The sequence below is a fragment of the Pseudomonas sp. M1 genome (genome assembly GCF_022760135.1).
In the GTDB taxonomy this organism is placed as follows: domain Bacteria; phylum Pseudomonadota; class Gammaproteobacteria; order Pseudomonadales; family Pseudomonadaceae; genus Pseudomonas; species Pseudomonas citronellolis.
This window is the reverse complement of sequence record NZ_CP094343.1, coordinates 5417383-5443308: the sequence shown is the minus strand read 5'-3', so window position 1 is coordinate 5443308 and position 25926 is coordinate 5417383. Positions and strand designations below refer to the sequence as shown.

The following is a 25926-nucleotide window of genomic DNA, read 5'->3' as shown; positions in this document are numbered from 1 at the left end:
AAAATTGCTCAGGCAACTGATCAAATCCGGCGTACAAGGGGATCTCGCCAGATTCCGTTCCGCCTCCGAAGCGGTCATCAAGGAAGAGCGCGAGAAGAACCATCATCTGCTCGCCAACGATCTCGAGCACCTGCTATACGGCGATCAGGCCAAACCCGGTCCTGGCTCCCGCAGGCTGCATGCCGTGACCAATCTGCCCACGAACAAGGACAATGGTCTGGCGCTGCTCGAAGAGCGTGCCGTGGTTCGAGAGGAAAAGGACATCATCCTCTCTGACGCCACGAAGTCGGCGCTGGATGAGATCCTGATGGAGCACAACCGTGCCGATGTGTTGCGATCCTTTGGGATGCATCCCGCGCAGAAGCTCTTGTTTTGTGGGCCGCCGGGTTGCGGCAAGACGCTGGCTGCGGAGGTCATCGCGCACAGCTTGTCGATGCCACTGGTTCTGGTCCGGCTCGATTCGCTTATTTCGTCCTTCCTGGGTGAGACGGCGGCCAATCTGCGCAAAGTGTTCGACTACGTGGCGAGTCAGCCGGTAGTGGCGCTCTTCGACGAATTCGATGCGCTGACCAAGGATCGTGGCGACAGCGCCGATCACGGCGAGCTGAAGCGCTCCGTGAACGCAGTCCTGCAGATGATGGACGGCTACCGTGGGGAGAGCATCCTCATCGCCACGACCAACTACGAGTCCCTGCTGGACAAGGCGGTGTGGCGGCGTTTCGACGAGATCTTGCGTTTCGAGCTGCCCAGTCTGGAGCAGATCAAACGCCTGCTGTCATTGAAGCTGTCCGGCATTCGACGAAATTTCGAGGCGGACGACGGCCAGGTTGCCTCGCAGTTCAAAGGAATGTCCCATGCCGATATCGAGCGCGTACTGCGCCGGGCGGTGAAGGAAATGATCCTGTCCGGACGGGAGTTCCTCGAGAAGGCCCACATCGATACCGCGCTGGCTCGCGAATACCGCCATAAGGGCTGAGTTGGGGGGGTAAGAGACTGTGGCTTACGAGCACCTGCGCCTGCAGCGAGAGGCGCCGTCGACTGAACGGCATCCAAGACGACATCCCGGTGTTCGGCCGCCGGCCGACCCCCGAGCGCATGGCGCGATGTTGGCGCAGAAGCTCGTCGTGGCGCGGGAGCGGATCGCCGCAGAAGATCTGGGAGGATTCGACGACAGAAAGCTCCTCAAGATTCAACTGCGTGCTGGCGACAAGAGCGTTCCTGCATTCGACGCTATTCCCGGTGTTGAGATCGTCAGCCAGGAAGACGAGTCGATCGTGCTGGCCTTCGCCACAGAAGAAGGTCTCGCCGAGTTCGAGAGTCGTCTTAGCACGCTCGCCCGCGACGGCATCGTGACGCGCAAGGAGCTTCTGTTCGTCATCGAGGACTTCGACCACTGGACACCCCAGGATCGTACCGGCGCAGCGCTGCGCGAGCAGGGGTTTCCCGTCGAGGAGCCCTTCACGCTCGACGTCGAACTATGGCCCCAGGAGCGGCAGGATCGACGCCAGGCGCTTATGGAGGCGTTTTCCCGCTGGCTGCAGGAATACGGCATAGAGCGGCTGGATAGCCTCACGCAGCCTTCCCTCCTGATGGTGCGGATGCGCTGTACGCGAGAGCAAGCGGATCGCGTCCTGCGGCATCGCGACGTGCGCACGGTCGACCTTCCTCCGCGACTCGGCATTGCCGTCCAGTTGCTGCTCACTGACGTCAACCAGTTTCCCGCTGTCTTGCCTCCAGATGGCGGCGCTCCGTCCGTCGCGGTACTCGATTCGGGACTGACGCCTGGGCACCCCTTGCTGGGGCCGGCAGTGGGCGATGCACAAGGTTACCTTTCTCCCCATCGGACCCCGCATGACGATGAGCCCTGGCACGGAACTTTTGTCGCCGGCTTGGCGCTGTATGGGGACGTGGGGGCTGCGATCCGCGACGGGCGCTTCGTCCCGCAGCTCCGGCTCTTCTCCGGGAAGGTCTTCAATGACGACGGCAACGACCAGACCGAGTTCGTCGAGAAGGCGGTGGAGGAGGCTGTGCGCGAGTTGCACGGCCAGTACGGGTGTCGTGTCTTCAATCTGAGCTATGGCGATCTCAACAAGGTCTATGACGGGCGCCACGTTCGCGGCCTGGCCTACACCCTGGATCGCCTGACGCGAGAGCTTGGTGTCCTGTTCGTGGTGCCCACCGGCAACCTGCACCTTTCCGAGCTGCCAGACGACGCGCGAGAACGCTATCCCGACTATCTGCTTGCCGACTCCGCGCGCTTGCTTGATCCGGCCACTGCCCTGAACGCGCTCACGGTAGGCGGTATTGCGCAGAACGAAGCGACGAGGGACGCGCAGCGGCATCCGAACGCCCTTGAGGATCAACCATTGGCGCGAACTGACCAGCCGTTTCCGCTCACGCGATGCGGCTTATCGATCAATGGCGCGATCAAACCCGATGTCGTCGAGCATGCCGGCAATGTCGCGCTGATGCGGGCGGTTGCACGTCCGCGGCATGCAGGGTTGGGCGTGGTCTCGCTCAACGGCGGCTTTGCCGGCGGATCAGGGTTCAGCGAGGACATTGGGACGAGCTATGCTGCCCCAGTCGTCGCGCATAAGGCGGCTAGGATCCTGGCCGAACTGCCGAATGCCACCCCGAACCTGTTGCGTGCGTTGATCGGCGCGCATGCCAGCTGGCCACAAGCCTGCGAGACCTTGCTCAACCCCGACGGCAACGGTGAAGGGCGCGACAAGCTGCTGCGTCTGATCGGCTATGGGTGTGTCGAGGATGCTGCCCTCTTTCGTTCGCTGGACCACACCGTCACCTTGCTGACCGAAGAGCGCATCGGCAACGACCAGCATCATTTTTTCGAGCTGCCGCTACCTGACAGCTTCTGGGCGGGCGGTCGCCGTACGCGGGAGATAACGGTTGCCCTGGCGCACAGTCCAGCCGTCCGTACCACGCGGCTGGACTACCGCATGAGCAAGCTGTGGTTCTCCGTGGTAACAGCGAGTGGCCTGGACGAGGTCACTCAGGCTTTCCGTCGGAACCGTGAGCAAGGCATGGGAGAGCGCAGCAACGGTCGCTGGCTGTCCAACGACGCACGCAAGAACGGCACGTTGCAGGTTTCTCGCTGGAGCTTCAAACAGGCGCTTGCGAACGGCAACAAGGTCTTCGTGGTGGTGACTCGCCAGGACAGCCCATGGTCGAACGGCCGCGATGGCGAAGAGCCCTATGCGCTTGCTGCGGTGCTCGCCGACCGCGAGCAGGCGAATGCCCACCTCTACGCCGAGGTACGCGCCGTGCTTGAAGCCCGCGTCCAGGCGCGTGCTCGTGCAAGGGTGTGATGCGAACCATGCTGCTGGACGTACCAGGATTCATCGCCTCGCTCGGTCTGCCCGACGGCTGCCGAGTCGATCAGCGCGTGCCGAAGAAGCTGCTGCTGGAGAACGGAGCCCCCACGGCCGCCGACAAACGACTGATCGCCGATACCGTCGAGGAGATACAGTGGGTCGCGGCACTCAAGCCGAACACCATCGGCGTGCCCGACTATCGCGACGACCAGCGCGTGTACCTGGAGATCGCGGTGCTTGCCGTGACGCTGCGCAGCCAGCCCGGGCAAGACAAAGCCAAGCCAGCGAACGCTGCCCGCCTCGCCGAGCTGGTGCACCGCGCGGTCCCCTATCCGGTCCTGTTGCTGCTGTACTCCGGGCAGAGCATGACGCTCTCATTCGCACATAAGCGCTGGGCACAGAACGAAGCGAGCAAAGTGGTGCTGGACGGCGGCATGGTGTCCATGTCGTTGCCCGAGGACGCGCCGTCTCTCGATGCGCTGACCGCATTCGTTCAGGCCATCGCTTTGACTCGCCAGCCTCGGTCCTCGCTTTTCGCCTTGTATCAGGGGTGGATGGACAGCGCGCAGGCGCTGTTGGCGGCGAAGTTGACCGGGATGTTCAAGGCGGCCGACAGCCCGGAGCAGGCTGCAGCTCGCCGCCTTGCCCTGCAGGAATGCGCACGGCTGGAGTCCGAGGCGGCCCACTTGCGCACGCAGGCGGGCAAAGAAAAACAACTGGCGCGACAGGTTGAGCTCAACCTCGCGCTCAAGCGCGTGCTGGTCGAATTGGCCGCAGCACGCGAACAGCTATGAAGATTGAAAGAATGGCGGAGAAAAAGATGCAGAAAATCGATGCGACCAGCCCGGAGGCCCAGTCCGCAGACCTTGTGGCCAGCAACATCGAGCAACTCAAGGCGCTGTTCCCGGAACTCATCACCGAGGGGCAGAATGGCACGGCGGTGAACGTGGACGTGCTCAAGGCGCTGGTCGGCGATGCCACCGTTACCGACGCTGACGAGAAATACGGCCTGAACTGGCATGGCAAGCGGCGCGCGCGGCAACTGGCGCTCACCCCCTCGACCGGCACCCTGCGCCCCTGCCCCGAGGAGAGTGTCGACTGGGACAGCACGCAGAACCTGATGATCGAGGGCGACAACCTCGAAGTGCTCAAACTCCTGCAGAAGAGCTATGCCGGCAAGGTCAAGCTGATCTACATCGACCCGCCGTACAACACCGGTAAGGATTTCGTGTACCCGGATAACTTCCAGGACAACATCAAAAATTATCTAGAGCTGACTGGGCAGGTCGAAGGCGGGCAGAAGATCAGCAGCAATACCGAGGCCAGCGGGCGGTTTCATACCGACTGGCTGAACATGATCTATCCGCGCCTGAAGCTGGCGCACAGCCTGTTGCGCAACGAGGGTGTGATCTTCGTCAGCATCGCCGACCACGAGATTCACAACCTGCGGGCGGTAATGAACGAGGTGTTCGGTGAAGAGAACTTCGTCGCGGCGGTGATCTGGCAGAAAGTGTTTTCGCCAAAAAACTCCGCACGGCATTTCTCCGAAGACCACGACTACATCGTGGTGTATGCGAAGAACGCGGAGGTCTGGACGCCGCGCCTGTTGCCGCGTACCGAAGAAATGGAAGCGCGATACGCAAATCCTGATGACGACGCACGCGGCCCTTGGACGTCGGGAGATCTATCTGCTCGCAATTTTTACGGTGAAGGAACTTACGCCGTTACCTGCCCATCTGGTCGGGTAATCGACGGCCCTCCACCGGGAACCTACTGGCGTGTCTCCAAGGCCAAATTTGATGAACTGGACGCGGACAAACGCATCTGGTGGGGGGCAGATGGCAACAACATGCCTCGCCTTAAGCGCTTCTTGAGTGAAGTGAAATCTGGCCGTGTCCCTCAAACTCTCTGGACCTATGACGAAGTCGGGCACACACAGGAAGCAAAGAAAGAACTCCTCGCGGCCGTGACCTTCCCCAACTCCGACGTGGTCTTCGACACGCCCAAGCCCACGCGCCTGATGCGCCGCATTCTTCAACTGGCTACCGCACCGGATTCCGCGGATTTGGTGGTGGATTTCTTCGCCGGCACGGGGACGACCATGGACGCGGTGTTTGCCCAAAATGCCGAGGACGGCGGAAAGCGCCGCTGCATCCTGGTGCAGTTGCCCGAGCCTCTGGACGGTGCCGCGGCGTCGGGCTGGAAGACCATCGCTGACGTCACCCGCGCCCGTATCCGTAGCGCCGGTAAGCGCCATCGCGAGGCCGACCCGCTCTTCACTGGCGATGTGGGCTTCCGCGTCTTCAAACTCGACACCTCCAACATCCGCGCTTGGAACCCTAACCCGGCCGATCTGGAGCAGACACTGTTCGCCCACCGGGATCATCTGGTCGATGGCCGCACCGAATCGGACATTCTCTACGAGCTGCTGCTCAAGCTGGGACTGGACTTGTGCGTACCAATTGAGAAGCGCTCGATCCATGGCAAGGACGTGCATTCGGTGGGCGGCGGCGTGCTGATGGCCTGCCTCGCCGAGCACATCACCCGCGACGATGTGGAGCCGCTGGCGCAAGGCATCGTCGCCTGGCACGAGGAACTTCAGCCGGCGGGCGACACCACCTGCGTGTTCCGCGACAGCGCCTTCGCCGACGACGTGGCCAAGACCAACTTGGCCGCCATTCTGGAGCAGCACGGCATCCAGAACGTGCGCAGTCTGTGAGGGCGTGGCGATGAAACTGCATTTCGAGCCCAACCTCGACTACCAGTTGCAGGCCATCGAGGCGGTCTGCGATCTGTTCCGGGGCCAGGAGGTGTGCCGTACCGAGTTCACGGTGACCATGAAGGCACCCGTTGCGGACGATTCAGCCACCGGCACAGGGCCGCAGCAAATGACGCTCGGCGTGGCTGAATCGGACCTGGGCGTCGGCAACCGCCTCACATTGCTGGACGACGAGCTGCACCAGAACTTGGCCGACATCCAGTTGCGTGGGGGATTGCCGCCTTCCGGCGCGTTGGTCTCGGGCGATTTCACCGTCGAAATGGAAACCGGCACCGGCAAGACCTACGTTTACCTGCGCAGCATCTTCGAGCTGAACAAGCGCTACGGATTCACCAAGTTCGTCATCGTGGTGCCGTCGGTGGCGATCAAGGAGGGCGTCTACAAGACCCTGCAGATCACCGAGGAGCACTTCAAGGGGCTCTATGCCGGCGTGCCCTTCGACTACTTCCTCTACGACTCCAGCAAGCTCGGCCAGGTGCGCAACTTCGCCACCAGCTCAAACATCCAGATCATGGTGGTCACGGTGGGCGCCATCAACAAGAAGGACGTCAACAACCTCTACAAGGACAGCGAAAAGACCGGCGGCGAGAAGCCCATCGATCTGATCAAGGCGACGCGGCCCGTCGTGATCGTCGACGAGCCGCAGAGCGTGGACGGCGGTCTGACCGGGGCTGGCAAGACCGCACTAGATGCAATGAATCCGCTGTGCACCCTGCGCTATTCCGCGACCCACGTGGACAAGCATCACATGGTGTTCCGGCTCGATGCCGTGGATGCCTATGAGCGCAGGCTGGTCAAGCAGATCGAAGTGGCATCGGCCACCGTTGAGAACGCCCACAACAAACCGTTCGTTCGGCTGGTGTCGGTTGCCAACCGCCGCGGGACGATCTCCGCCCGCGTGGAGCTCGACGTGGCAACCGCCAGTGGCGTGAAACGGCAAGAAGTCACCGTTTCCGATGGCGATGACTTGGAACAGGTCGCCAAGCGCGCCATCTACGCCGATTTTCGCGTCGGTGAGATCAGTACTGCCAAGGACGAAGCGTTTCTGGAGTTGCGCTACCCCGGCGGCGAAACCTTTCTCAGGGTGGGGCAAGCGCATGGTGATGTCGATGCCCTGGCCGTGCAGCGCGAGATGATCCGCCGCACCATCAAGGAGCACCTCGACAAGGAGAAACGGCTGCGCCCGCTCGGGATCAAGGTGCTGTCGCTGTTCTTCATCGACGAGGTGGCTAAGTACCGCTCCTATGACGCGGACGGCAACCCGATCAAAGGGCCCTACGCGCGCATCTTCGAGGAAGAGTATCGCCGTGCAGCCAAGCTTCCGGCCTACCAGAGCCTGTTCGAAGAGATTGATTTGACCTCTGCTGCCGATGTAGTCCACAACGGCTACTTCTCGATCGACAAGAAGGGCGGCTGGACCGACACCAGCGAAAACAACGCGAGCAACCGCGAGAACGCCGAGCGTGCCTACAACCTGATCATGAAGGAGAAAGAGAAGCTGCTGTCCTTCGATACGCCGCTGAAATTCATCTTCTCCCACTCGGCGCTCAAGGAGGGCTGGGACAACCCCAATGTCTTCCAGATCTGTACGCTGCGCGACATTCAGACCGAGCGCGAACGCCGGCAGACCATCGGCCGGGGGCTGCGCCTCGCGGTCAACCAGGACGGGGAGCGCGTGCGCGGCTTCGAGGTCAACACCCTGACCGTGATCGCCACCGAGAGCTACGAGCAATTCGCCGAGAACCTGCAGAAGGAGATCGAGGCCGATACCGGCATCCGGTTTGGCATCGTCGAGCAACACCAGTTCGCTGCTATCGCCGTGACGGCGGCCGATGGCCAGACCGTGCCCCTGGGTGTCGAACAGTCGAAGGTGCTATGGGAGCACTTGAAGGCTGCGGGACACATCGACGCCAAGGGCAAGGTGCAGGACTCGCTGAAGACGGCGCTGAAGGATGGAACGCTGGCGCTGCCTACGGAGTTCGACGCGCAGCGTAGTCAGATCGCCGAGGTACTGCGCAAGGTGTCGGGCCGCCTGGAGATCAAGAACGCCGACGAGCGCAAGCAGGTTGCCGTGCGCAAGGGCGTCTATCTCAGCCCGGAGTTCAAGGAGCTTTGGGATCGCATCAAGCACAAGACGACCTACCGGGTGCAGTTCGACAATGAGAAACTGATCCAGAACTGCATTGATTCGCTCCGCCAAGCCCCGGCCATCCCCAAGGCCCGCCTGCAATGGCGCAAGGCCGACATCGCCATCGGCAAGGCCGGAGTGGAGGCGACGGAGAAAGCGGGCGCGGCAACCGTCGTCCTGGATGAGACGGACATCGAACTGCCGGACCTGCTCACCGACCTCCAAGATCGCACCCAGCTCACCCGCCGGAGCATCGTCACCATCCTGAGCGGCTGCGGGCGGCTGGACGACTTCAAGCGCAACCCGCAGCAGTTCATCGAGCTGACCGCCGAGACCATCAACCGCTGCAAGCGCCTGGCCTTGGTCGACGGCATCAAGTACCAGAAGCTTGGCGATCAGCACGTCTATGCACAGGAACTGTTCGAGCGGGAAGAGCTGACCGGCTACCTGAAGAACATGCTGATGGACACGGGCAAGTCCATCTACGAGCACGTGGTCTACGACTCCACCACCGAGCGCGACTTCGCCGACGCGCTGGAAAAGAACGACGCCATCAAGCTCTACGCCAAGCTGCCAGGCTGGTTCAAGGTGCCCACGCCGCTGGGAACCTACAACCCGGACTGGGCCGTGCTGGTGGAGGAAGGTGGAGCGCAGCGACTGTACTTCGTGGTGGAGACCAAAGGCAGCCTGTTCACTGACGACCTGCGCAACAAGGAGCGCGCAAAAATCGCCTGCGGCGAGGCGCATTTTGAGGCGCTGGCGGTTGGTGAGAATCCGGCGAAGTACGTCGTGGCGCGTTCGGTGGAGGACGTGCTGGTAGAGGCTGCGAAGGCATAAGTTAGGAGGTAGCGTCGCTTGATGTTGGACTGCGGCAGGCGGCCCGAGCGGATAGTGAGGTGCTGCGATTGCAGTGGCATCGGCTTCAATGCGTGGGGATAGGCATGGCACGAATCAGAAAAATCGAGATCTCCAACTTCCGCGGCATCCAACTGCTGACTTGGTGCCCGACGCCTGGCATCAACTGCCTGATCGGCCCGGGCGACAGCGGCAAGTCCACGGTGCTGGACGCGATCGACTTATGCCTGGGGGCCAGACGCAATGTCCAGTTCTCGGATGCGGACTTCTTCGGCCTGGACATCACAACCCCAATCAGCATCACGCTGACGCTCGGCGACCTCGATGACAGCATGAGGACGCTGGAGGGCTTTGGTGTATTCCTGCGCGGATACCACGCCAACACTGGCGTCGTCGAAGACGAGCCCTCTGCCGGCGTGGAGGTTGTGCTCTGCCTGAACCTGACGGTCGCTAGTGACCTGGAGCCTTCGTGGACCCTTGTCTCCGACCGCGCCGCACAGCAAGGCATCGTCAAGACGCTCGCATGGAAGGATCGCGTCGCCCTGGCGCCCACTCGCATCGGCGCGCTGGCGGACTTCAACCTGGGATGGCAGCGCGGCTCGGTACTGAACCGCATCTCGGAAGAGCGAGCCGACGCTTCGGCCGCCCTTGTCAAGGCCGCAAGAGATGCGCGGAGTGCCTTCGGAGACCAGGCCGAACAACAGTTGGGAGAAGCGCTGGGGATCGTCACCACTACCGCTCAGGAGCTGGGCGTCCACATCGGTGCCAAGGCCAAGGCGCTGCTAGATTCGCATTCGGTGTCGTTCGGTGGTGGCACCATCTCCCTACATAACGAGAGCGGCATCCCGCTTCGCAGCCTAGGCGTCGGGTCCACGCGTCTGCTTGTCGCTGGCCTGCAGCGCAAGGCGGCCGGTCAGGCGACGATCGTGCTCGCGGATGAACTGGAGTACGGGCTAGAGCCGCACCGCATCGCGCGGTTCCTGGGCTCCCTCGGTGCTAAGGAGGCTGCTGCTCCGCTGCAGGTTTTTCTCACCACCCACTCACCCGTGGCACTGAGAGAACTGTCGGGCGGCCAGCTCTTCGTGCTGCGCCGCGGCCCCTTCGGCCACGAGGCTCGCCTGGTCGGCGCCGACAATGACATCCAGAGCACGATCCGCCTCTATCCCGAGGCCTTCCTGGCTGGCTCCGTGGTCGTGTGCGAGGGAGCCAGCGAGATAGGCCTGCTGCGCGGGCTGGACTTATACAGGCTTGACCAGGGGAATGCGTCACTGGCTGCATTGGGTGTGGCCCTCGTCGACTGCGGTGGCGGGGAGCCGGATCGACCGTATGCCCGGGCCTCCGCGTTCCAGTCTCTGGGCTACCGGGTGATGGTGCTGCGCGACGACGACAAGAAGCCCACACCTGCGGTCGAGCAGGCTTTTGTCGAGAACGGTGGCACCGTCGTCGCCTACCGCGCGGGCCGGGCGCTGGAGGACGAGCTGTTCGGCAGTCTCACGCCGGCTGCCTGCCAGAGGCTGATCAGCTACGCCAACGAATTGCATGGCGACCTGATCGTCGAACACCTGCGCACCGTCTCGAACAACACGCTCACCTTCCAGCAGATCTGGGACGAGATCCAGAACACCGGCCTCCTGCCGGTCGAACACAGGGCTATCCTTGGCCAGGCAGCGCGCATCCGAAAGGCGGGCTGGTTCAAGTCTATCTCGTGGATGGAGGACGTGGCGAGGACCATCGTTGCACCGGACCTGCATCTTTGCGATCAGGGCTTCCGTGCGCTGATGGACCGGGTATTCGGGTGGGCCGCTGATGGACCACGTTGAAATCGACCTTCGTGCAATCCAACGCGGAACCGTCACCGCACCGGCCGGCTGCGGCAAGACACAGCTGATTGCCCACGCGCTTGCCGGTCATCGGGGCAACAAGCCCATTCTCGTGCTGACACACACGAATGCCGGGGTCGCGGCCTTGCGTGGCCGGCTGGACCGCGCCGGTGTGCCAGCCAGCGCCTATCGATTGAGCACGATCGATGGCTGGGCCATCCGGCTCATCTCGACCTTTTCGGGCCGCAGCGCCCACGATCCGGAGATTCTGCGGCTGGCTGCACCTGCGCGGGACTACCCGGCTATCCGCGACGCCGCCTGGAAGCTCCTGCAGGCCGGGCACGTCAGTGAGGTGCTGAAAGCCTCGTATGCGCATCTGATCGTGGATGAGTACCAGGATTGTTCGGTGCCTCAGCACTACATCGTCTATTTCCTCTCGTTGATCTTGCCGACCTGCGTGCTGGGCGACCCCATGCAGGCGATCTTCGGGTTCCGGGGCAATGCACTGGCCGATTGGAACCAGCACGTGTGCGCGCATTTTCCTGTAGTCGGGGAACTGGCAACGCCCTGGCGATGGCGCAACGCCGGCGCGGAAGCGCTGGGACAATGGTTGCTGGAGGCTCGCCGGTTGTTGGCGGCGGGGCAGTCGGTGGACCTGCGTAGTGGGCCACCGGAGCATGTGACCTGGATGCAGGCCGTACCACCCAACGACCATGCCCAGCGCCTAGCCGCTGCGAGGACGGCATCGCCAACCGCTGACGGGCGCGTGCTCATCATCGCCGATAGCCGCAACCGAGCAGCACAGCAGAACTTTGCGAGCCAGACGCCGGGCGCTTCGACGGTCGAGGCCGTCGATCTGCAAGACCTCATCGCCTTCGCTAGCAACTTTGATGCGGGGGCACCGAATGCTCTCGCGCAGTTACTGGCGCTGGCGCAGAGCGTCATGACCAATGTGGGCGTGGCGGAGTTGACGCGGCGCCTGGAGTCGTTGGCAAAGGGAACTGCAAGGAATCCTCCGAACGAGACAGAAAGCCGCGCACTGGCGTTCGGGCGCGCGCCCTCTCTTGCTGCGGCCGCCGCGCTGTTGTCGGAACTGCGGGCACTGCCGAACGTACGTGTGCATAGGCCGGCCATCCTCTACGGGGTGCTTAAGGCGCTCCGGGAAGCCTCGTCGGGGGCCGTCCCTCTGGCAGAAGCGGCCCGGCGCGTGCGGGAAGAGAACCGGCTGTTGGGGCGCCCGCTACCCAAACGCGCCGTCGGCAGCACGCTGTTGCTCAAGGGGCTGGAAGCCGAAGTCGCGGTGCTGCTGAATGTCGAGGGTATGAGTGCCCAGAACCTCTATGTGGCCATGACTCGGGGGTCGATGAAGCTCGTAGTGTGTAGTCCTGATCCAACAATCGGCTAAATGTACTTCTTGAAGCTCGCCGCCGCGATGTTCACCGCCAGCCCCAGCAGAAACGCTGCAGGCAGCAGAATCATCAAGGGGTGCAATGACACCGGCAGCGCCAGGTAGGTCACCCACGGCAGCACCGCCAGCGGCATCAAGGCCGCCTTCGCCCGGTGGTAGACGAAGCCCGATTCCCGCCCCGCGCCGAACTTGCGGATGTCGCGGCGAACCAGTCCATCGACCAGGCCGACGAAGGCCGCGAGCAGGAACAGCGGCAGCGTGAGCACCAAGACCAGCAGGCGGACGATGAATGTCAGGACGGTGAAGCCGGCGGCAATCAGATAGCGCTCGGTCCAGACATAGACCTGGGCGAGGTAATAGCGGAAGTCCCGGTGCACGCCTCGGCTGGGTGCGCTGGCCTGCGCCGAGGCGTCGTGTATCCAATCCAGCAAGCCCGTCCTCTCGAAAACCCACTCGTAGGCGCCCTCCACCAGCCAGCGCGCGGTGCGTCCCGGCTCCTGCATGACGGCGCTCCGGGTGAAATGGGTGGAGAGCTGGTTCAGTTCGTAGTCGAGCATGCCCTGCGCGTGGCGCCAGCCCTGGTCGGGCCAAAATAGGTGCATGCCGACGCATTCGATGACGATGGACAGCAGCAGCGAGGCGACCAGTACGCCGAACAGGCGCCACGGCAGCGTGACCACGCTGGCGACCAGGCCGCGTTGGCGTGCCTGCTGTCGCTCGGCGGTCGCGGCGGGCTCTTTCACGATGGGGCCTCTTCATCCGGCGTGCCTTCTTGCACTTCCTCGGCCAGATCCGCTGGCAACGCGTCGTCGTCGTGCAACCGGAGCAGCCCGTTGCCCTCCCACCATTCGCCCGCCTCGGCGTAGTGCTGGCGCATGTAGCCGGCCAGTTGTTGCAGGTCCCGGGGCATGGCTTCGTCCGGATCGGGCGCTGGCAACGGCATGCGGACCTTCCACAGGTTACCGCCTTCGATGAGGGCGAAGCACTGCCCTTTGGGCAGGCCGACCACGTGTGCGGGCTCGATGAGCGGCACGCTCGACGTGCTGATGCGGTCCTGCGCGTTGCTCGTGAAGTCGGTCGGGCCGTGGATGTCGGAACTGTCGGTGGCGCCGCTGACCAGGGTGGTGGTGTAGACCTCCACCTTCGGCAGTTGTCGCGTCAGCAGTTCGGCGGTGGCGGTCTCGCGCACCCGCAGCATGAACAGGTTGTTGAAGTTGCCGATGACCTGGCCGGCCTTGGCGCGATTGCCGATGCGCGCCTCGATGTCCGAGAGCGTCTGCGTATAGGCCGTGACCTGCATGCCTGCACCGCCACCCTTGTTGATGAGCGGGATGAACTCATCGCCCATCAGTTCGTTGAACTCGTCCGCATGAACGTTGATGGCGACCTTGGCATTGGCCGATGCTCCAGGCAAGCCATCGTCGATGCCGTGCTTGTAGATGTGCCCCGCTACCGACACCAGGTCGCTGAACATGCTGTTGCCGACGGCCGCCGCCACTTCGGCGTCGGACAGCGCATCCAGTCCCACATAGACCACGGCCCGCTTCCTGATGATCTGCATCCAGTCGAAGATCGGGCGCGGGTCGGACAGGTCGGAATAGTTCGGCGCGAGCAGTTGCGCGATCTTGCCGGTGGTGAGCTTCTCCAGCAGCGGCAACAGCGAGGCGACGATCTTGTCGAAGTAGGTGCGGTCGTAGCGCACCGCGGAGCGCAGGCCGTCGAGCACCGCGTCATAGGTTCGCGTCTGCGACAGGTACTGCTCCAGTGCCACCACCCGCTTCTCTCGCCCGACCATGTGGCGCGGGATGGTCTTGTCGTTGAGGCGTCCTTCAAGCTGGACGATCACCTCCCAGGCCTTGGGCTCGGTTCGGGCGAAGAAGTGCTGGGCGTACTCGATGAACAGCGCGTCGATGTTGACGACATGGCGCTGGATCAGCAGGTAGTCTGGCCGCTGCCCCAGTTCCACCAGGGCGCGCGCGATGATGTTGACGAAGCGCCAGGCGAACTCGCGGAACGCGGCGCTGTTGCCCTCGCCGGAAAGCTGCCCCGCAACGCGCGTGGCGACCTCCGAGATGCGCCCGAACCGGCCCACGGCGTTGTAGCGTGCCGAGATGTCGGGCCAGCCCAGGTGGAACACGTACATTTCGCCCTCGCGTCCGGCGCGCCTGGCCTCGACATACATGCGCTTGAGCAGATCGGCATCGCCCTTGGGATCGAAGACGATCACCACCTCGTGCTCGCCATGGACCTTGCGGCGGATGTCCTGCGTGATGAACAGTTCGGCCAGGCGCGTCTTGCCCACGCGCGTGGTACCGAGCACCAGGGTGTGGCCCACACGCTCGCCCAGCGGCAGGGTGACGTCGGTCTCGTGCGGCTCGATGCCATGCAGGCGCGGCATGCCACCCACTGGCGGCAAAGGCCGGACCGGGTTGAGCGGGTTGTCCCAGGCCAGTGCCCGCGCCAGCCTAGGCAGCGGCGGCGGCGCGAACTCCAGCCGCTCCTCCAGGCGGCGCGCCAGGCGGTAGAACGTCGTCGGTTCGGCGTAGCGCCGGAACTCGGGCTTGTAGGTCTGCGTCAGCCGATGGGTGTGTCGTTGCTCCCAGCGGAAGCCACGCCCAACGAACAGACGGTACTGGCTCACTGGCACGTCACGGCTCGTCATCACGTAGCGAGGCAGACGACGGATGTGGCGGCGGTACCGCAGGATGGCCCAGGCGTCGCGCAGGCGAATCGCGCCGAAGGCCAGGAAGGCCAGCGCGCTGCCGAGGCCGAGTACCGGATTCAACGCGAGCGACCAAGGTGCCACCACGCACACCACCGCGGCGCCTGCGCATACGGCAACGGTGTATAGCTCCACCGCTGGCCGCAGCAGGACTTCGACGGCGTGCGGCTGGGCCATCGGGCAGTTCTCACTGTTCGATGCCGGTGGCGGTCACCAGCACCGGGTAGTGGCGCAGCCCCAGGCGCTCGGCCAGTTCGTCCCCGGACGCCGGTGCCAGCATCAGCCCGGGCGCCAGGGCACGCAGTGACGCCAGTGCCTGCGGTGACTCGACCTGGACCACCAACCCCACGGCCCCGAGCTCGCGCAGCGCCGGGGCACGCTGGCGCAGCCAGGCATGGGAGCGCTGGTCATCACCAACCAGGAACATCGGCGTGAGCCCCGGCGCCTGGATCGCCCGGGGAGCCACATCGCCAGGGGCCAAATGGGCAGAACGCACCGGCAGCATGGCCGCCTCGCCAGAAGGCCCTTCGGGCAGGCGTGGCATATCGATCCTGGGAGATGGCCTGCTTCCGGTGCGCGGTTGCAGGTCCAGGGCCCGGTAGTAAGGCTGCGCGGAGGCACCGCCGCGATCTTCGACGACGATCAAGGGCGGCGATTGCGCGAAGGTGGCTGGCACGGACACGAGCGGCAGCAAGCCGATCAGCCACCGCACAGCCGGACGGAAGATTCGAGGCTTCATGGCAGGGTTCTCCGGGTATCCGAGCCCCGCGCTGGCTCGCCCAGTACGCGGGCCAAGTGGCGGCCAACACTCTGGCGGTAGCGCGCAGCGGGTGCGCCACCAGCGGGACGGTGGTAGCGGCCGATCGTGATCAGCCAGTCCTGGCCAGGCGCGTGCTGCTCGCGCAGGATCTGCGCGGCCAGCGCCAGGTTCCGATAGGGATCGAGCAGTTCGCAGGGGTGGTCGTAGCGGTGACGCTGGTAGCCCAAATTGATCTGGCCCAGGCCAGCGTCGATGCGGGTGCGCGGCACGTCACGCAATGCCTGGTGCAGGCCGGCGCAGGCCTCGGTACGGGTGGCGAATCGACGCGATGCCCCGGCCACGTTGAGCGTCCAGGGCCAGGGCACGAGGCGGCCGTGGTACTGGGCGCCACTCTCCTGCAAGGCCACCGCGTACAACACCGCCGCCGGAATGCCCGCGCGCTGTGCCGCGAACTGGTAGGCCGGCGGCGGTACCTCCTCGGCCTTCGCCTGGCCGAGTGGCCAGCAAGCCAGCAGCAGGAGCGGGAGACGGGCGAGGCCTACTGTCGCTGCCATTGGCCGCCAATCTGGCGCACGACGGCGGGCAGTTCGCCCTGCAGGCCGAGGGACAACCAGCGGCCACCGTCGTGGTTGAGGGTGATGTGCCGTGCGCGCACTTTCGCCGGGTCGATACGGGCCCGGCGTGCCCATTCACGGATGCGCGCGTCGTCGGCGCGACTACCGACGACATAGACATCGAACTCGACGCCCGACGCCTGCAGCCGCTGCACGGCCTGGTCGCAGGCGGTACAGCCGTCCTTCACGAAGATGGCGGTTCGGTCGGTGCCTGATGCGATGGCGGTGCCCGCGCCGGTCGGCTTGGCACCGGGTAGGTTGACCCTCGCCATGCCCGGCGCGATCCGTTGCCAGGCGGCGTCGTAGGCACGCTGGTAGGCCAGCGTCTTCTCGACCCGCCGGGCTTCGGCCCGAACCTGCAATTCCGCGTAGCGGCGGCGCTCCTCGTCGGAACGTGCTTCGATACCGAGGGCCGTGAGCGGGTCGAGGCTGGGCGAGTAGACGCCCAGCGGCCCCTGCATCAACTCGCGATAGCGCGTCCATTCATCCGTGCGCAGCCCCCAGTCCTGCGCCCGCTGTTCGTCGCTGCGAGCGATGGCCGCAGGCGCTTCACGGCTCGGCGCCGTCCTGGCCACGGTGGTTGCGCCGGTGGGCTGCGCGAGCGCCGCCTGCATGGCGGAGGCAGCCAGCAATGCAACCAGCAACGGCGGGGTCAAGTGGCGCGGGACCATCGGTGTGGGCCTCCTTATCGGGGCGGGATGGGCAGCCTGCGGATCTCGTCTCCCTGCCGGAAGACGGCGCCATCGCGCTCGATCCCGTCCAGTCGCCAGCCACCCGCCGACTCTCCGGCGCGCAGCAGGCGGACATCGGCCAGCCCGGTGCCACCGACAGGCATCACCGACACGAAATGCTCTCCCGCACGCAGTTCCACTCCGATCAGGCGGAATGAAGGCTCAACAGGCTTGGGTTGGGCCGCCACAGGTTGGGATGGCCGTGGTGCGGGCAGCTTGGGCTGGCGCGAGACCGGGCGGGCTTCCAGTCGCGTGACGCGGGTTTCCAATGCGTGCAGCGCATCGGTCGCGGCGTAATGGGCCTGCGCCAGCTCGATCGCCGCCAGCCGTTGGTCCAACGCCGCGGTGTCTTGCTCGTAGCGCGCCTGCGGCAAGGCGGCGGGCTGAGTATGGCGTTGTTCGATCCGATGCGAGAGGCCATCCACTCGGGTTTCGAGCAGGGACACCTGCGCGGTGGGCGCGAAGGCCTGGGTCTGTTCCGCCAGCCCGGACAAGGCCATGTGATCCACCAGCACCACAGCGCTGACGAGCAACAACCAGGTTGCGGCCGCGACCCGCAGCAGCGTCGTGCGCTGGCCCGTCGCTGAGTCCCGGATGGTCATGGCGAAACCTCCCGGATCAGCGGAGGGGTCTCCTGCGAACGGTTGCTTTCCGGTGGCTTGGGCTCGTGCGGCGTACGAGCCTCCCTGAGGCTGCGGATGAAGCACACCTTCCGCTCACCGTCGTCGACCTGCAGATCCCAGGCGGGGCCGGCCAGGGTCAAGAGCGCATCGCGCAGCAGGACCGGGCCGAGCCGGTAGTGAGCCGCCGGCAGCGGCAAGGCCAGCAGGTCGGCGGACTGCTCGTCGCACAGCCGGTAGCCGGAGCGCAGGACCAGGTGCCGGAGCGCATCCCCGACGGTGGCGCCCAGCGTGCCGGGGATATCCACATCCACCACCTGCAGCAACAGGTCGTGCTGGGCTGCCGTCGGCGCGAGTTCAACCAGGGTATAGCGGCCATACCGCGTCACCGGCACGACCTCCGCCACGGCTTCGGACGCGATGTCGATGGCTTCGGATGCGGGCGTCGGTGGCACGGCGTTCGTCGTCGCGCAGCCGCTGGCCATGGCGGCCAGGAGCAAGCCGGGCAAACGGATCAGGTGGCTGCGTCCGGCGATACGGAAGGGCTGGCGGGATGGGCGCATGGATCGGTGTCCTGAAACAACGAGCCATCACCATCGCCACGCCAGCCCTTTGTCACAGCAAACAAAGCGAATCCGTCGGCTCCCGATTTGCCAGGAAAAATGCCGGCGACCATAGGGCCGCCGGCATGCAACGCATGGATCATGCCGCCACGAGCTGTCGTGCCAATGCCACCTCGACGGAATCACCGTCCTGGTTCAGGACATCGAGCCCGGACTCCGGCACGTCGCCCGACGTGCTTTGCGACACCATGATCTTCCGGGCCATCAACCCCAGGCAGGTCATCTGCGAGGAGTTGGCGTAGCCGAGGTAGATCACGCGCACCGGCTGCTTCTGGCCGATGCGCCAGGAACGCCGGGCGGCCTGCTGCAGCGAGTACACGTTGTACCCGCTCTGGAGGAACACGATGGTCGGGAACTCCAGCAGGTCCAGGCCGGTTTTCACCAGCTCGGGATTGGTGATGAGCACGTCGATGCCACGGTCCAACTGCTCGGCGATCCAGTCCTCGCGGCGGGAGGCATCCACGCTCGCGCGCAGTACCGCCACCTTGAAGCCTTCCTGCTCCAGCAGCACCTTCAAGCGCGACGTGGTGTCGCGCGTGCCGGTGTAGACCGAATAGACCAGGGTCTTGCGACCCTCTGCCTTCTCCCGCTTGCAGATCTCGATCAGCTCGCGTTCCTTGGGCATCACCTCCAGCTCGTTGAACTGAGCCGGCACGAACGCCAAGGTGTTGCGCGTGCGCGGATGCACCACGGTTTCCGATCGAAAGCAGCAGTCCGGCCAGGCCAGCAGCACGTTGAGGACCACCCCGAGCAGTGTCGTGTCGCGCTTCGCCAAGGCCTGCTTCAGCTCCTGGGTCAGCCGACCCGCCAGATCGCGGTAGGCCGCGGCCTGCGCCGTGTCCATGGCGACTTCGCGGAACTCCTCGTCGTAGGGCGGCAGCACGTTGCCACCGATGTCCTTCAACTTGAGGAAGACGGTGAACGGCAGGACGCAACGCAGCACGCCCTTCGGACCGAAGCCCGGCGCCTTGACCGTGCGCACCGATACCTTGGTGCCCTTGGCCGTCTTGTGCGCCGTGCCGGTGCTCTCGGAATAGATGTCCTTGAGCACGCCGTGATCGCGCATGAACGCCATCGCGGCCGAGGTCATGCTGCCGCTCTTCGTCGGCCGGTAGCCGTCTTCGATCATCCGCCCCGGCAGGGCTCGGAACAGCAGGTGGAACAGGTCGTCACCGTAGCCGCCCATCAGCGTGCCGGTGAGCAGCAGCGTCTTGCGCGCCTTGGCCGCCAACACCCCCATGGCCTGGCCCTGAGCGGAGCCGCCGTTCTTGTACTCGTGCGCCTCGTCGGCGATGAGCAGGTCGAACGTGCCTTGGGGAAGCTGCCTCTTGATGAACTCGGACGGCTGGTAGCCGCCCTCGCCGAAGCCGAACTCCATGTTGGCCATCGCGCGTTCCATCCGGTGGGCTTGCCGGTCCGAGAAGACCAGTTCGCCGCGGTCGTCCATCAGGTTGATGAACTCGTGGATGTTGTCCCCGAGCATCGACGCGAGGAAGGCGTCACCGAACTTCTGCATCAGCTTCTGCGCGGTGACTTCCCCGATGGTTGGGATGCGCTTCAAGGCTTTGAGGACAGCGGAGGACTGGTCGCTCGCGGACAAGCCCCTCGGACGGATCAACGACCACAGCGGTGCACGGCAGTGGCTGCACTTGCGGCGGGACTCCTCGGCTTCGAGTTCGACCGGGTTGATCGGCTCGCCGTCGAGGTCGGTGATGACATGCCCGCAATCCGGGCAGGCCCCCACGTCGCCGTGAGGCGTGCGCCGGCGGACGAAGACAGGTTTCCAGTGGAACCCCATCCGCATCCGTACGCGGCCCAGGACGAAGAACTCCTGGCCCTGGGCCGGCACGCCCAACTGCTCGCGCAGTTTCAGCAGCTTGACCAGCGTGTCCGGGCCATTGAGCACCCAGACCTTGGCGCCGGCCACCGTCTCCTGGATCTCGCGCCGCCACTTGTAGACCAGGTGGGGTGGCGAGAGCACCAGGGTACGGCGGTAGCCTTCGGCGTTGAGCACGGCGGCGGTGGCAATACCCACTGTCGTCTTGCCGCAGCCCATCTCGCCATTGACGATCGCGGCGCGTTCGCCGCGATCGACCAACAGTTCGGTGACGGCGTGGACCACATCGGCTTGCGCGGGGAACAGCTTGCGCTTGAGCGCGGCGAGGATCATTTGCCGATGCACCCGCATCTGGCCGGTGTAGACCGGAGGATTGGCGCGGTTGAGTGAATCAAGCAGCTCGTCGCCGAACTCGGACACGAAGTCCTGCAGGCTGAGCGTGAGGGGTGAAGCGGCCACTTCGAGCAGGTCGCCCTGCACAGCGGTTTCGGGAACGGTTTCGAGATCGAGGGACATGGTGATGCTCCAAGGCAATGGGGCATGCGCCTCCCCCACGGGGCGGTGACATGCCCGTGGGTGGGAAGAAAGACGCGGCAAAGAAACGTGTAGGTGCCGCTGGATGCGGATCAGTATTCGCTGGGCAACAGCAGCGTGGTAACGCTGCGATCCCATTCGGTGATGATCCAGAGCTTCAGGTCGTGCGTGACCTGGTAGGACGAGAAAAGACGATCCTCGCCGGACTTCAGCGCGGCATCGTTCTGCCGTCGATCGCTGTCGTCCAGGTCGCCCCAGTCGCCATGAAGATGGCGGCGCAGGTACGGCGTGGGGTCGAGCCGGCCCTGTCGGACCAGCTCGTCGACGCCGGCGGTCATGACCACCTGCCCGGGCGAAAAGCGTGCTTGTGACGCGAGGTTGAGGATTGCGAGTGCCATGGTGGTTTCTCCTTCTGGAAGCAGGGGCCACGGCACCCCCATCGGGGGCAACGTGACCCCGGTGGGTGGATGAAGGCGACGGCGAACCGTCAGGGAACAGCGATCAGCGGATGGTCAGCACTTCGCCCCACGTGGGCGAGCCCAGCGTCAAGTCCCATGCACGAATGACCGGCACGAACTTGTCGGTGAGGATGCGCGTCTCGGCCACGGAGCCGTCGTCGCGCTCGGTGTACTCCGTCTGGAGGGTCTTCTCCTTGTGGGTATCACCTTTGACGACGAGCACGCGCCCGCTCTTGGACGTCACCACGCCGGAGATCGCGCCTGCGGCCAAGGCCAGGGCGAGATGCCAGTGCGACAAGGCCCGCGCGGGCGGACGCAGCGACTGCTGCGCGGCGCCCAGGTGGGTATCGAGCGCCGGCCAGAGTCCTTGCAGCCGGCCGACTTCATCGGCGAACTGCTCGGGCTCCATCGTCACGCGATAGAAGTGCTCCGGCTCGGCCGGGCTGGCAGGGACGGTGTACGGCAGGAACGGCCATTCGAGCGGCAGTTCCTCGGCTTCGGCGTCGCCCTGTCCGATCTGCAGCAGCAGACCGCGCACGGCCTTGGCCGACTCCGACGCCTGGTCGCGCTGACGGATCCTGCGACCGAAGATCACCACCTGCTTGAACTGGGTCTCCACCGCACGGTAGATACGCAGGTCGGCGAAGTGGCGCGTCAGCCATCCGACCAGCTCGGCGTCGAGCACGTAGGACGGCACGATGAAGATCAACACGCCGCCGTACTGCAGCAGCGGCAGCGCACGCTGATAAAACAGCTTTTCCAGCCGCGCACGACACTGGCCCTGATAGCCGATGTTGCCGTTCACGTCCTTGCTCAGGTCGCCATACGGCGGGTTCAGCCACAGCAGCCCGAAGGACTGGCGCGAGATCAGCGTGTCCATCAGGTCGCCGTGGATGCAGCGATCGACCAGTTGCCGTGCGTGGCGGGCACGCTCGGCGTCGTACTCGACGGCGAAGGCCTTGACCTGCTCGCGCCCGAGGGCGTGGGCGGCTTCGGCGATCGCCACGCCTTCGCCGGCGCAGGGATCGAGGATGGACATGGTGCCGGGAGACGGCGCCAGTGCGGACAAGGCCCGCTCCAATGTCGGCTCGTCGGTGGGGAAGTATCCGTTACGTATGAAGTTGCGCGCCAGGCGCGGAAACATGAGTGCCATGGATTTCTCCTGGTGATGGATGAAGGAAGGCGGGCACGCGCGGCGCGCATGCCCGTTGGGATGGCTCACGCCACACGCCGAAGCGGTGCGTTCGCGGCCAGTTCGTACTGCGTGGCGCCGAGGGTGCCGTTGCGGATCAGCTCGCCCAGCGCCTTCGTCAGCGCCGGGACATCGAGGGCCAGCCGATGGCCTTCCAGCGGCCCGAGGGCCAAGGGAAGACCGGTCAGCATCCGCCGTGTCTGCAACAGCGCCAGCACGGTGTCGCGCCAGTGGTCGAGCAGTGGCAGCGGGCAGGTGTCCTGCACCAGCGTCCACAGCCGGTCGCGCCGGTGAGCGGAATCCCTGGGCAGAAGCGCCAGCGCGCTGGCGTTGGCCTTGTCTGGCTTCACGCAGCGACGATCGAACAGCCACACATTCGTCAGCGAACCGAACAGCGTTCGCCGATAGGCACGGGTGATGCGCTTTTCCAGGTTCTCGACGTTGCCGACGAAGACCGGGATGGATGCGCCCTGCCCGGTGATGACGTGGAACTGGTCGAGCCCCTGTTCATCCCGGCCGAGGGTCAGGCGGGCGAGGAACTCCTGAACGGCGGTGTCGCGCGCCCAGATCGAGAGAAAGACCAGATTGCCCTGCTCGTCACCGACGCAACCGTCGGCCATGAGGTCCGGGCATTCGTCGATGCGGTACAGCGGTTTCGCGGAAGAAGGTGCAGGCATGTTGATGTCCTCTTGGAAAAGAAGGAGCAACCACAGCCCACGGGGCCGTGCTCGCCCCGGTTGGGTGAAGGAAGATGCGTGCCGCTAGACAGCGCGCCCCGCGTGGAAGCGGTGAACCCGCTCGCGCCACTCGGGGCTTTGCACCGGCGCCATGTCGAGATAGCGCAGCGGGCACGAGTAGTAGTAGGGATGCACGGACTCATCGAGGGACTTGTAGCCCCAATCGCCGCCCGAGCTTTCCAGCAGGTGGCAGCCGATGTAGCAGACGGACTCACCGGCCGTGAGGCCCATGACGCCCGTCTGCCTGGCGGTGACGCGAACCACGGTCCACAGAACGTCGCCGTCCAGCGTGTGGTCGATGACTTCGCAGCAAGCGCGTTCGGACGCCTGCGGAGCGATCAGCTCGCGGATCAACTGATCGCGCGTCTGACGAACGAAGGTCCAGCCCATGAGGGTCTCCTTGAAGAAAAGGCCGGAGCCCTCCCCGTCGGGGGAGAACCCCGGCGGGTGGCGGAATGCCGCGCAAGGCGGCGGATGGATCAGGCAGCTTTGAGGTGCCAGTCCTGGGACAACGGAGCGAACTCGTAGCCCAGCTTGTCGAGACGGTCGCGCTGCTGACGCAGCACACGACGATCCACGGTCGCATCGAGCTTCACGGTCTCGCCCAGGGGCCACAAGGCACCGAACAGCGCCGCGTCGTCTGCCTCGGCTGAGGCCGCAGCGGACACGGGAGCCGGTTCGCTGCCGAACGGCGTGGTATCGACCAGGGGATCGCGCGGACTGCGCGGCTTCGCCTTCGGCTTGGCCGGGGGCGTTGCCGGCACGGGCGCCTGCGCCTCCTCGTCGATTGGATCGACTTCCTGCGGACTCAGCCGGTGGGCTTCGTCGCGGCTCAGGGCGTCGATGTTGGACAGCGTCATCCCGCCCAGATGGGCGCGGATCTCGATGACCATGCGGCCGTTGGCGTTGTACGTGGAGGGGCGAATCTCGACGATGACGAAATCACCGTCGTACTTGCCCTCGCGGTACTGATCGAGTTCGGCGTTCTTCACGACGAACTCGCCGATCGAGGTCGCCAGGCGGCCGACGTTGAAGTCGCCGTTCCTGCCGTGGATGGTCTTGATGGCCAGTTGGCCGGGGATGGTGATCATGAAGGTCTCCTGCTGACGAAGAGAAGACAAGGCCCCGGGAATGGGACCTTGCGGATCAGAACGACTCGGCAACGGCCAATGCGGGGGCATCGGCAGCGTCGTCGGCAGCATCGGCGACGGGCTTGGAAGGCTCCGGTGCCGAGGCTTGCTGCGCAGCGGGCGCGTCGGACGTCACAGGGACTTCCGGGTCGCGCTCGTCGGTCTCGGTCGGCTTGGGTTCTGCCTTGTAGACGAGCTTGCCGTCGACCTTGATCCAGCTGACGAACAGCAGGCGGGCCTTGAGGCTCACACCCTGCTCGCCGGCACGCTTGCCCCTGGAGTAGGTGAAGGTGTCGGTCCACAGGTCGCCCAGGCGGAAGCCGATCATCACCTTCTTCTCGGCGTCGACCGCCTGAATGCAGCGGCGCACCAGGTGCTGCGTTTCCAAACCCGATACGCGCGTGTCGAAACGCACATACGAGACGTCATCGCTGGGACCGTTCAGGGCCGCGATGTCGCAGGCCAGGAACGCATCGCCTTTCTTGGGCTTCACTTCGCGGATGCGATTAAGGTACCCGAGGCCGGTGATGTGCAGATCGAAGTAGGACTTTTCGGTGGAAGTGGTCATGGTGAATCTCCTGGGAACAATGAGGCGGAGACACACCCGACCCAAGGCGGGGAAGGTGTGGAACCCCCGCGTGGGTTGATGGAACAGCTTGGTGGCATCGCCATCGAGAACCGATGGCCGTTCGCGCATGGATGCCGGTGCGAACTGGGGTGATCAACGCGGTCGGAACCGCGTCGTCGTCTTGAAGACCGTGACGACCTGGGCATGTTGCTGACGCAAGTCAGCAGAACATGGCAGTGAGCGTGGCGTCAGGGTGGTGTGCGGGCGAGCGGCAATCGGCATTTGCGCCCATCCACATTCCTGCTGTATGGCACCGAATGTGGCCGGGCGTGATGTTGCACGGCGGTCAGGTGCGCCCTCTGCCGACGACACGGTGATAATGTCTCTTCGCGCGCCCCGCGCCTTCTGGATTCGGCCGTCCAATGACCGCAATCGCTGCCCTGTCTCTGTTCCTTGCCATGATCGCGCTCGCTGCGATGCCCAGTTCGAGTGTGGCCCTGGTGGTTGTCCGGTCCGCAACGCTTGGGGTACGCCATGGTGTTGCCACTGCACTGGGGATTGTCGTGGGCGACCTGCTCTTCGTCGTTCTGGCAATTGCGGGACTCGTGGCCGCGGTCGAAGTCATGGGAGGCGTCTTCGCCGTGCTGCGCTACGTCGCCGCGGCCTACCTCATATGGATTGGCGTGGGACTGATCCGACATCGCGACCAGCCACCCAAGCCCAGGGGGAATCATGAGACCGGTGGCATCTGGGCAAGCTTTGCCGCTGGCATGATCTTGACGCTCGGGGATGTGAAGGCGGTTTTCTTCTATGCGGCACTGTTCCCCGTCTTCGTCGACGTTTCCGCTCTGACGGCCTTTGATGCAAGCCTCATCGCCGCAATCACCGTCGTCGCCGTGGGCGGCGTCAAGGTCGCTTACGCGGTGGCTGCGCGCGCGGTCGTTTCCGCGTCCAAGGACTTGCCTTTCAAGCGGCCGGTTCGCGTGACGACGGGCGCGTTGATGATCGGAGCGGGTGGATATCTGCTGGCCAAAGGCGCTTGATCGGCTTGACACCGCGTTCCACCAAGAAGAAGAGC

General features: G+C 64.8%; 22 protein-coding genes. 8 read left to right on the top strand and 14 right to left on the bottom strand.

The genetic code is table 11. The annotated features are described in order from the left end of the window. Positions 1-4: 4 nt before the first annotated feature. The 7 genes from PM1_RS24000 (at position 5) to PM1_RS23970 (ending at position 12319) form a co-directional block, all read left to right on the top strand. Positions 5-976: an AAA family ATPase gene (locus PM1_RS24000; RefSeq protein WP_242935539.1), complete on the top strand. Its 972-nt coding sequence runs from the start codon at positions 5-7 to the stop codon at positions 974-976. A 127-nt stretch (positions 977-1103) separates the two neighbouring features. After that, on the top strand, positions 1104-3326 hold the full coding sequence (locus tag PM1_RS23995) for a S8 family peptidase (protein WP_009618164.1): 2223 nt from the start codon (positions 1104-1106) through the stop codon (positions 3324-3326). A gap of 8 nt (positions 3327-3334) precedes the next feature. Continuing rightward, positions 3335-4126 (top strand): DUF4391 domain-containing protein, encoded by a 792-nt coding sequence (locus PM1_RS23990; protein WP_043300197.1) that lies wholly within the window; start codon positions 3335-3337, stop codon positions 4124-4126. Positions 4127-4152: 26 nt separating this feature from the next. Next, the gene (locus tag PM1_RS23985) at positions 4153-6051 is read left to right on the top strand and encodes a site-specific DNA-methyltransferase (protein WP_009618168.1); all 1899 of its coding nucleotides are present in this window, start codon (positions 4153-4155) and stop codon (positions 6049-6051) included. Positions 6052-6061: 10 nt separating this feature from the next. After that, positions 6062-9076 (top strand): type III restriction-modification system endonuclease, encoded by a 3015-nt coding sequence (locus PM1_RS23980; RefSeq protein ID WP_009618170.1) that lies wholly within the window; start codon positions 6062-6064, stop codon positions 9074-9076. Positions 9077-9180: 104 nt separating this feature from the next. Continuing rightward, a complete protein-coding gene (locus tag PM1_RS23975; protein WP_009618175.1) occupies positions 9181-10914 on the top strand; it encodes an ATP-dependent nuclease in 1734 nt (577 codons plus the stop codon). Continuing rightward, positions 10901-12319: a UvrD-helicase domain-containing protein gene (locus PM1_RS23970; protein ID WP_009618176.1), complete on the top strand. Its 1419-nt coding sequence runs from the start codon at positions 10901-10903 to the stop codon at positions 12317-12319. The genes PM1_RS23975 and PM1_RS23970 overlap by 14 nt, the downstream gene beginning before the upstream one ends. Here PM1_RS23970 and PM1_RS23965 read toward each other — a convergent pair. The 14 genes from PM1_RS23965 to PM1_RS23900 all read right to left on the bottom strand — a co-directional run bounded on the left by PM1_RS23965 (position 12316) and on the right by PM1_RS23900 (position 24848). Continuing rightward, positions 12316-13065, bottom strand: coding sequence for a TIGR03747 family integrating conjugative element membrane protein (locus PM1_RS23965; protein ID WP_009618177.1), 750 nt, complete (start codon positions 13063-13065; stop codon positions 12316-12318). The genes PM1_RS23970 and PM1_RS23965 overlap by 4 nt on opposite strands. Further along, positions 13062-15221 (bottom strand): type IV conjugative transfer system coupling protein TraD, encoded by a 2160-nt coding sequence (traD, locus tag PM1_RS23960; protein ID WP_009618178.1) that lies wholly within the window; start codon positions 15219-15221, stop codon positions 13062-13064. The genes PM1_RS23965 and traD overlap by 4 nt, the downstream gene beginning before the upstream one ends. A gap of 10 nt (positions 15222-15231) precedes the next feature. Continuing rightward, the gene (locus PM1_RS23955) at positions 15232-15783 is read right to left on the bottom strand and encodes an integrating conjugative element protein (protein ID WP_024128192.1); all 552 of its coding nucleotides are present in this window, start codon (positions 15781-15783) and stop codon (positions 15232-15234) included. Then, complete coding sequence (locus tag PM1_RS23950) at positions 15780-16358, bottom strand: transglycosylase SLT domain-containing protein (RefSeq protein WP_009618180.1); 579 nt, start codon at positions 16356-16358, stop codon at positions 15780-15782. Before PM1_RS23950 ends, PM1_RS23955 begins: the two co-directional genes overlap by 4 nt. Next, on the bottom strand, positions 16343-17032 hold the full coding sequence (locus PM1_RS23945) for a TIGR03759 family integrating conjugative element protein (RefSeq protein WP_372241093.1): 690 nt from the start codon (positions 17030-17032) through the stop codon (positions 16343-16345). The genes PM1_RS23950 and PM1_RS23945 overlap by 16 nt, the downstream gene beginning before the upstream one ends. 71 nt (positions 17033-17103) lie before the next feature. Next, the gene (locus PM1_RS23940; protein WP_009618184.1) at positions 17104-17751 is read right to left on the bottom strand and encodes a hypothetical protein; all 648 of its coding nucleotides are present in this window, start codon (positions 17749-17751) and stop codon (positions 17104-17106) included. Further along, complete coding sequence (pilL2, locus tag PM1_RS23935; RefSeq protein ID WP_009618186.1) at positions 17748-18332, bottom strand: PFGI-1 class ICE element type IV pilus protein PilL2; 585 nt, start codon at positions 18330-18332, stop codon at positions 17748-17750. The genes PM1_RS23940 and pilL2 overlap by 4 nt, the downstream gene beginning before the upstream one ends. A gap of 139 nt (positions 18333-18471) precedes the next feature. Next, the gene (locus PM1_RS23930; RefSeq protein ID WP_009618188.1) at positions 18472-20745 is read right to left on the bottom strand and encodes a helicase-related protein; all 2274 of its coding nucleotides are present in this window, start codon (positions 20743-20745) and stop codon (positions 18472-18474) included. Positions 20746-20855: 110 nt separating this feature from the next. After that, positions 20856-21161, bottom strand: a complete 306-nt coding sequence (locus tag PM1_RS23925; RefSeq protein WP_009618190.1) for a hypothetical protein — start codon at positions 21159-21161, stop codon at positions 20856-20858. 103 nt (positions 21162-21264) lie between these two features. Beyond that, positions 21265-22374 (bottom strand): DUF6094 domain-containing protein, encoded by a 1110-nt coding sequence (locus PM1_RS23920; RefSeq protein ID WP_009618192.1) that lies wholly within the window; start codon positions 22372-22374, stop codon positions 21265-21267. Positions 22375-22439: 65 nt separating this feature from the next. Further along, positions 22440-23090: a hypothetical protein gene (locus PM1_RS23915; RefSeq protein ID WP_009618194.1), complete on the bottom strand. Its 651-nt coding sequence runs from the start codon at positions 23088-23090 to the stop codon at positions 22440-22442. Positions 23091-23174: 84 nt separating this feature from the next. Then, entirely contained in the window at positions 23175-23540 is a 366-nt protein-coding gene (locus PM1_RS23910; RefSeq protein WP_009618196.1) for a hypothetical protein, read from the bottom strand. Positions 23541-23629: 89 nt separating this feature from the next. Then, positions 23630-24241, bottom strand: coding sequence for a DUF3275 family protein (locus tag PM1_RS23905; protein ID WP_009618198.1), 612 nt, complete (start codon positions 24239-24241; stop codon positions 23630-23632). A gap of 55 nt (positions 24242-24296) precedes the next feature. Further along, a complete protein-coding gene (locus PM1_RS23900) occupies positions 24297-24848 on the bottom strand; it encodes an STY4534 family ICE replication protein (protein WP_009618199.1) in 552 nt (183 codons plus the stop codon). A gap of 422 nt (positions 24849-25270) precedes the next feature. Here PM1_RS23900 and PM1_RS23895 point away from each other — a divergent pair, with 422 nt between their 5' ends. Further along, a complete protein-coding gene (locus tag PM1_RS23895; protein ID WP_024128194.1) occupies positions 25271-25891 on the top strand; it encodes a LysE family translocator in 621 nt (206 codons plus the stop codon). Positions 25892-25926 lie beyond the last annotated feature (35 nt).

Excerpts from the sequence above, each read along its gene's own strand:
- PM1_RS23910 (WP_009618196.1), bottom strand. The coding sequence starts at position 23,540 with ATGGGCTGGACCTTCGTTCGTCAGACGCGCGATCAGTTGATCCGCGAG.
- PM1_RS23900 (WP_009618199.1), bottom strand. The coding sequence starts at position 24,848 with ATGACCACTTCCACCGAAAAGTCCTACTTCGATCTGCACATCACCGGC.
- PM1_RS23915 (WP_009618194.1), bottom strand. The coding sequence starts at position 23,090 with ATGCCTGCACCTTCTTCCGCGAAACCGCTGTACCGCATCGACGAATGC.
- PM1_RS23990 (WP_043300197.1), top strand. The coding sequence starts at position 3,335 with ATGCTGCTGGACGTACCAGGATTCATCGCCTCGCTCGGTCTGCCCGAC.
- PM1_RS23925 (WP_009618190.1), bottom strand. The coding sequence starts at position 21,161 with ATGGCACTCGCAATCCTCAACCTCGCGTCACAAGCACGCTTTTCGCCC.
- PM1_RS23975 (WP_009618175.1), top strand. The coding sequence starts at position 9,181 with ATGGCACGAATCAGAAAAATCGAGATCTCCAACTTCCGCGGCATCCAA.
- pilL2 (WP_009618186.1), bottom strand. The coding sequence starts at position 18,332 with ATGCGCCCATCCCGCCAGCCCTTCCGTATCGCCGGACGCAGCCACCTG.
- traD (WP_009618178.1), bottom strand. The coding sequence starts at position 15,221 with ATGGCCCAGCCGCACGCCGTCGAAGTCCTGCTGCGGCCAGCGGTGGAG.
- PM1_RS23955 (WP_024128192.1), bottom strand. The coding sequence starts at position 15,783 with ATGAAGCCTCGAATCTTCCGTCCGGCTGTGCGGTGGCTGATCGGCTTG.
- PM1_RS23920 (WP_009618192.1), bottom strand. The coding sequence starts at position 22,374 with ATGGCACTCATGTTTCCGCGCCTGGCGCGCAACTTCATACGTAACGGA.
- PM1_RS23980 (WP_009618170.1), top strand. The coding sequence starts at position 6,062 with ATGAAACTGCATTTCGAGCCCAACCTCGACTACCAGTTGCAGGCCATC.
- PM1_RS23940 (WP_009618184.1), bottom strand. The coding sequence starts at position 17,751 with ATGACCATCCGGGACTCAGCGACGGGCCAGCGCACGACGCTGCTGCGG.
- PM1_RS23970 (WP_009618176.1), top strand. The coding sequence starts at position 10,901 with ATGGACCACGTTGAAATCGACCTTCGTGCAATCCAACGCGGAACCGTC.
- PM1_RS23905 (WP_009618198.1), bottom strand. The coding sequence starts at position 24,241 with ATGATCACCATCCCCGGCCAACTGGCCATCAAGACCATCCACGGCAGG.
- PM1_RS23995 (WP_009618164.1), top strand. The coding sequence starts at position 1,104 with ATGTTGGCGCAGAAGCTCGTCGTGGCGCGGGAGCGGATCGCCGCAGAA.
- PM1_RS23985 (WP_009618168.1), top strand. The coding sequence starts at position 4,153 with ATGCAGAAAATCGATGCGACCAGCCCGGAGGCCCAGTCCGCAGACCTT.
- PM1_RS23895 (WP_024128194.1), top strand. The coding sequence starts at position 25,271 with ATGACCGCAATCGCTGCCCTGTCTCTGTTCCTTGCCATGATCGCGCTC.
- PM1_RS23930 (WP_009618188.1), bottom strand. The coding sequence starts at position 20,745 with ATGTCCCTCGATCTCGAAACCGTTCCCGAAACCGCTGTGCAGGGCGAC.
- PM1_RS23950 (WP_009618180.1), bottom strand. The coding sequence starts at position 16,358 with ATGGCAGCGACAGTAGGCCTCGCCCGTCTCCCGCTCCTGCTGCTGGCT.
- PM1_RS23945 (WP_372241093.1), bottom strand. The coding sequence starts at position 17,032 with ATGCAGGCGGCGCTCGCGCAGCCCACCGGCGCAACCACCGTGGCCAGG.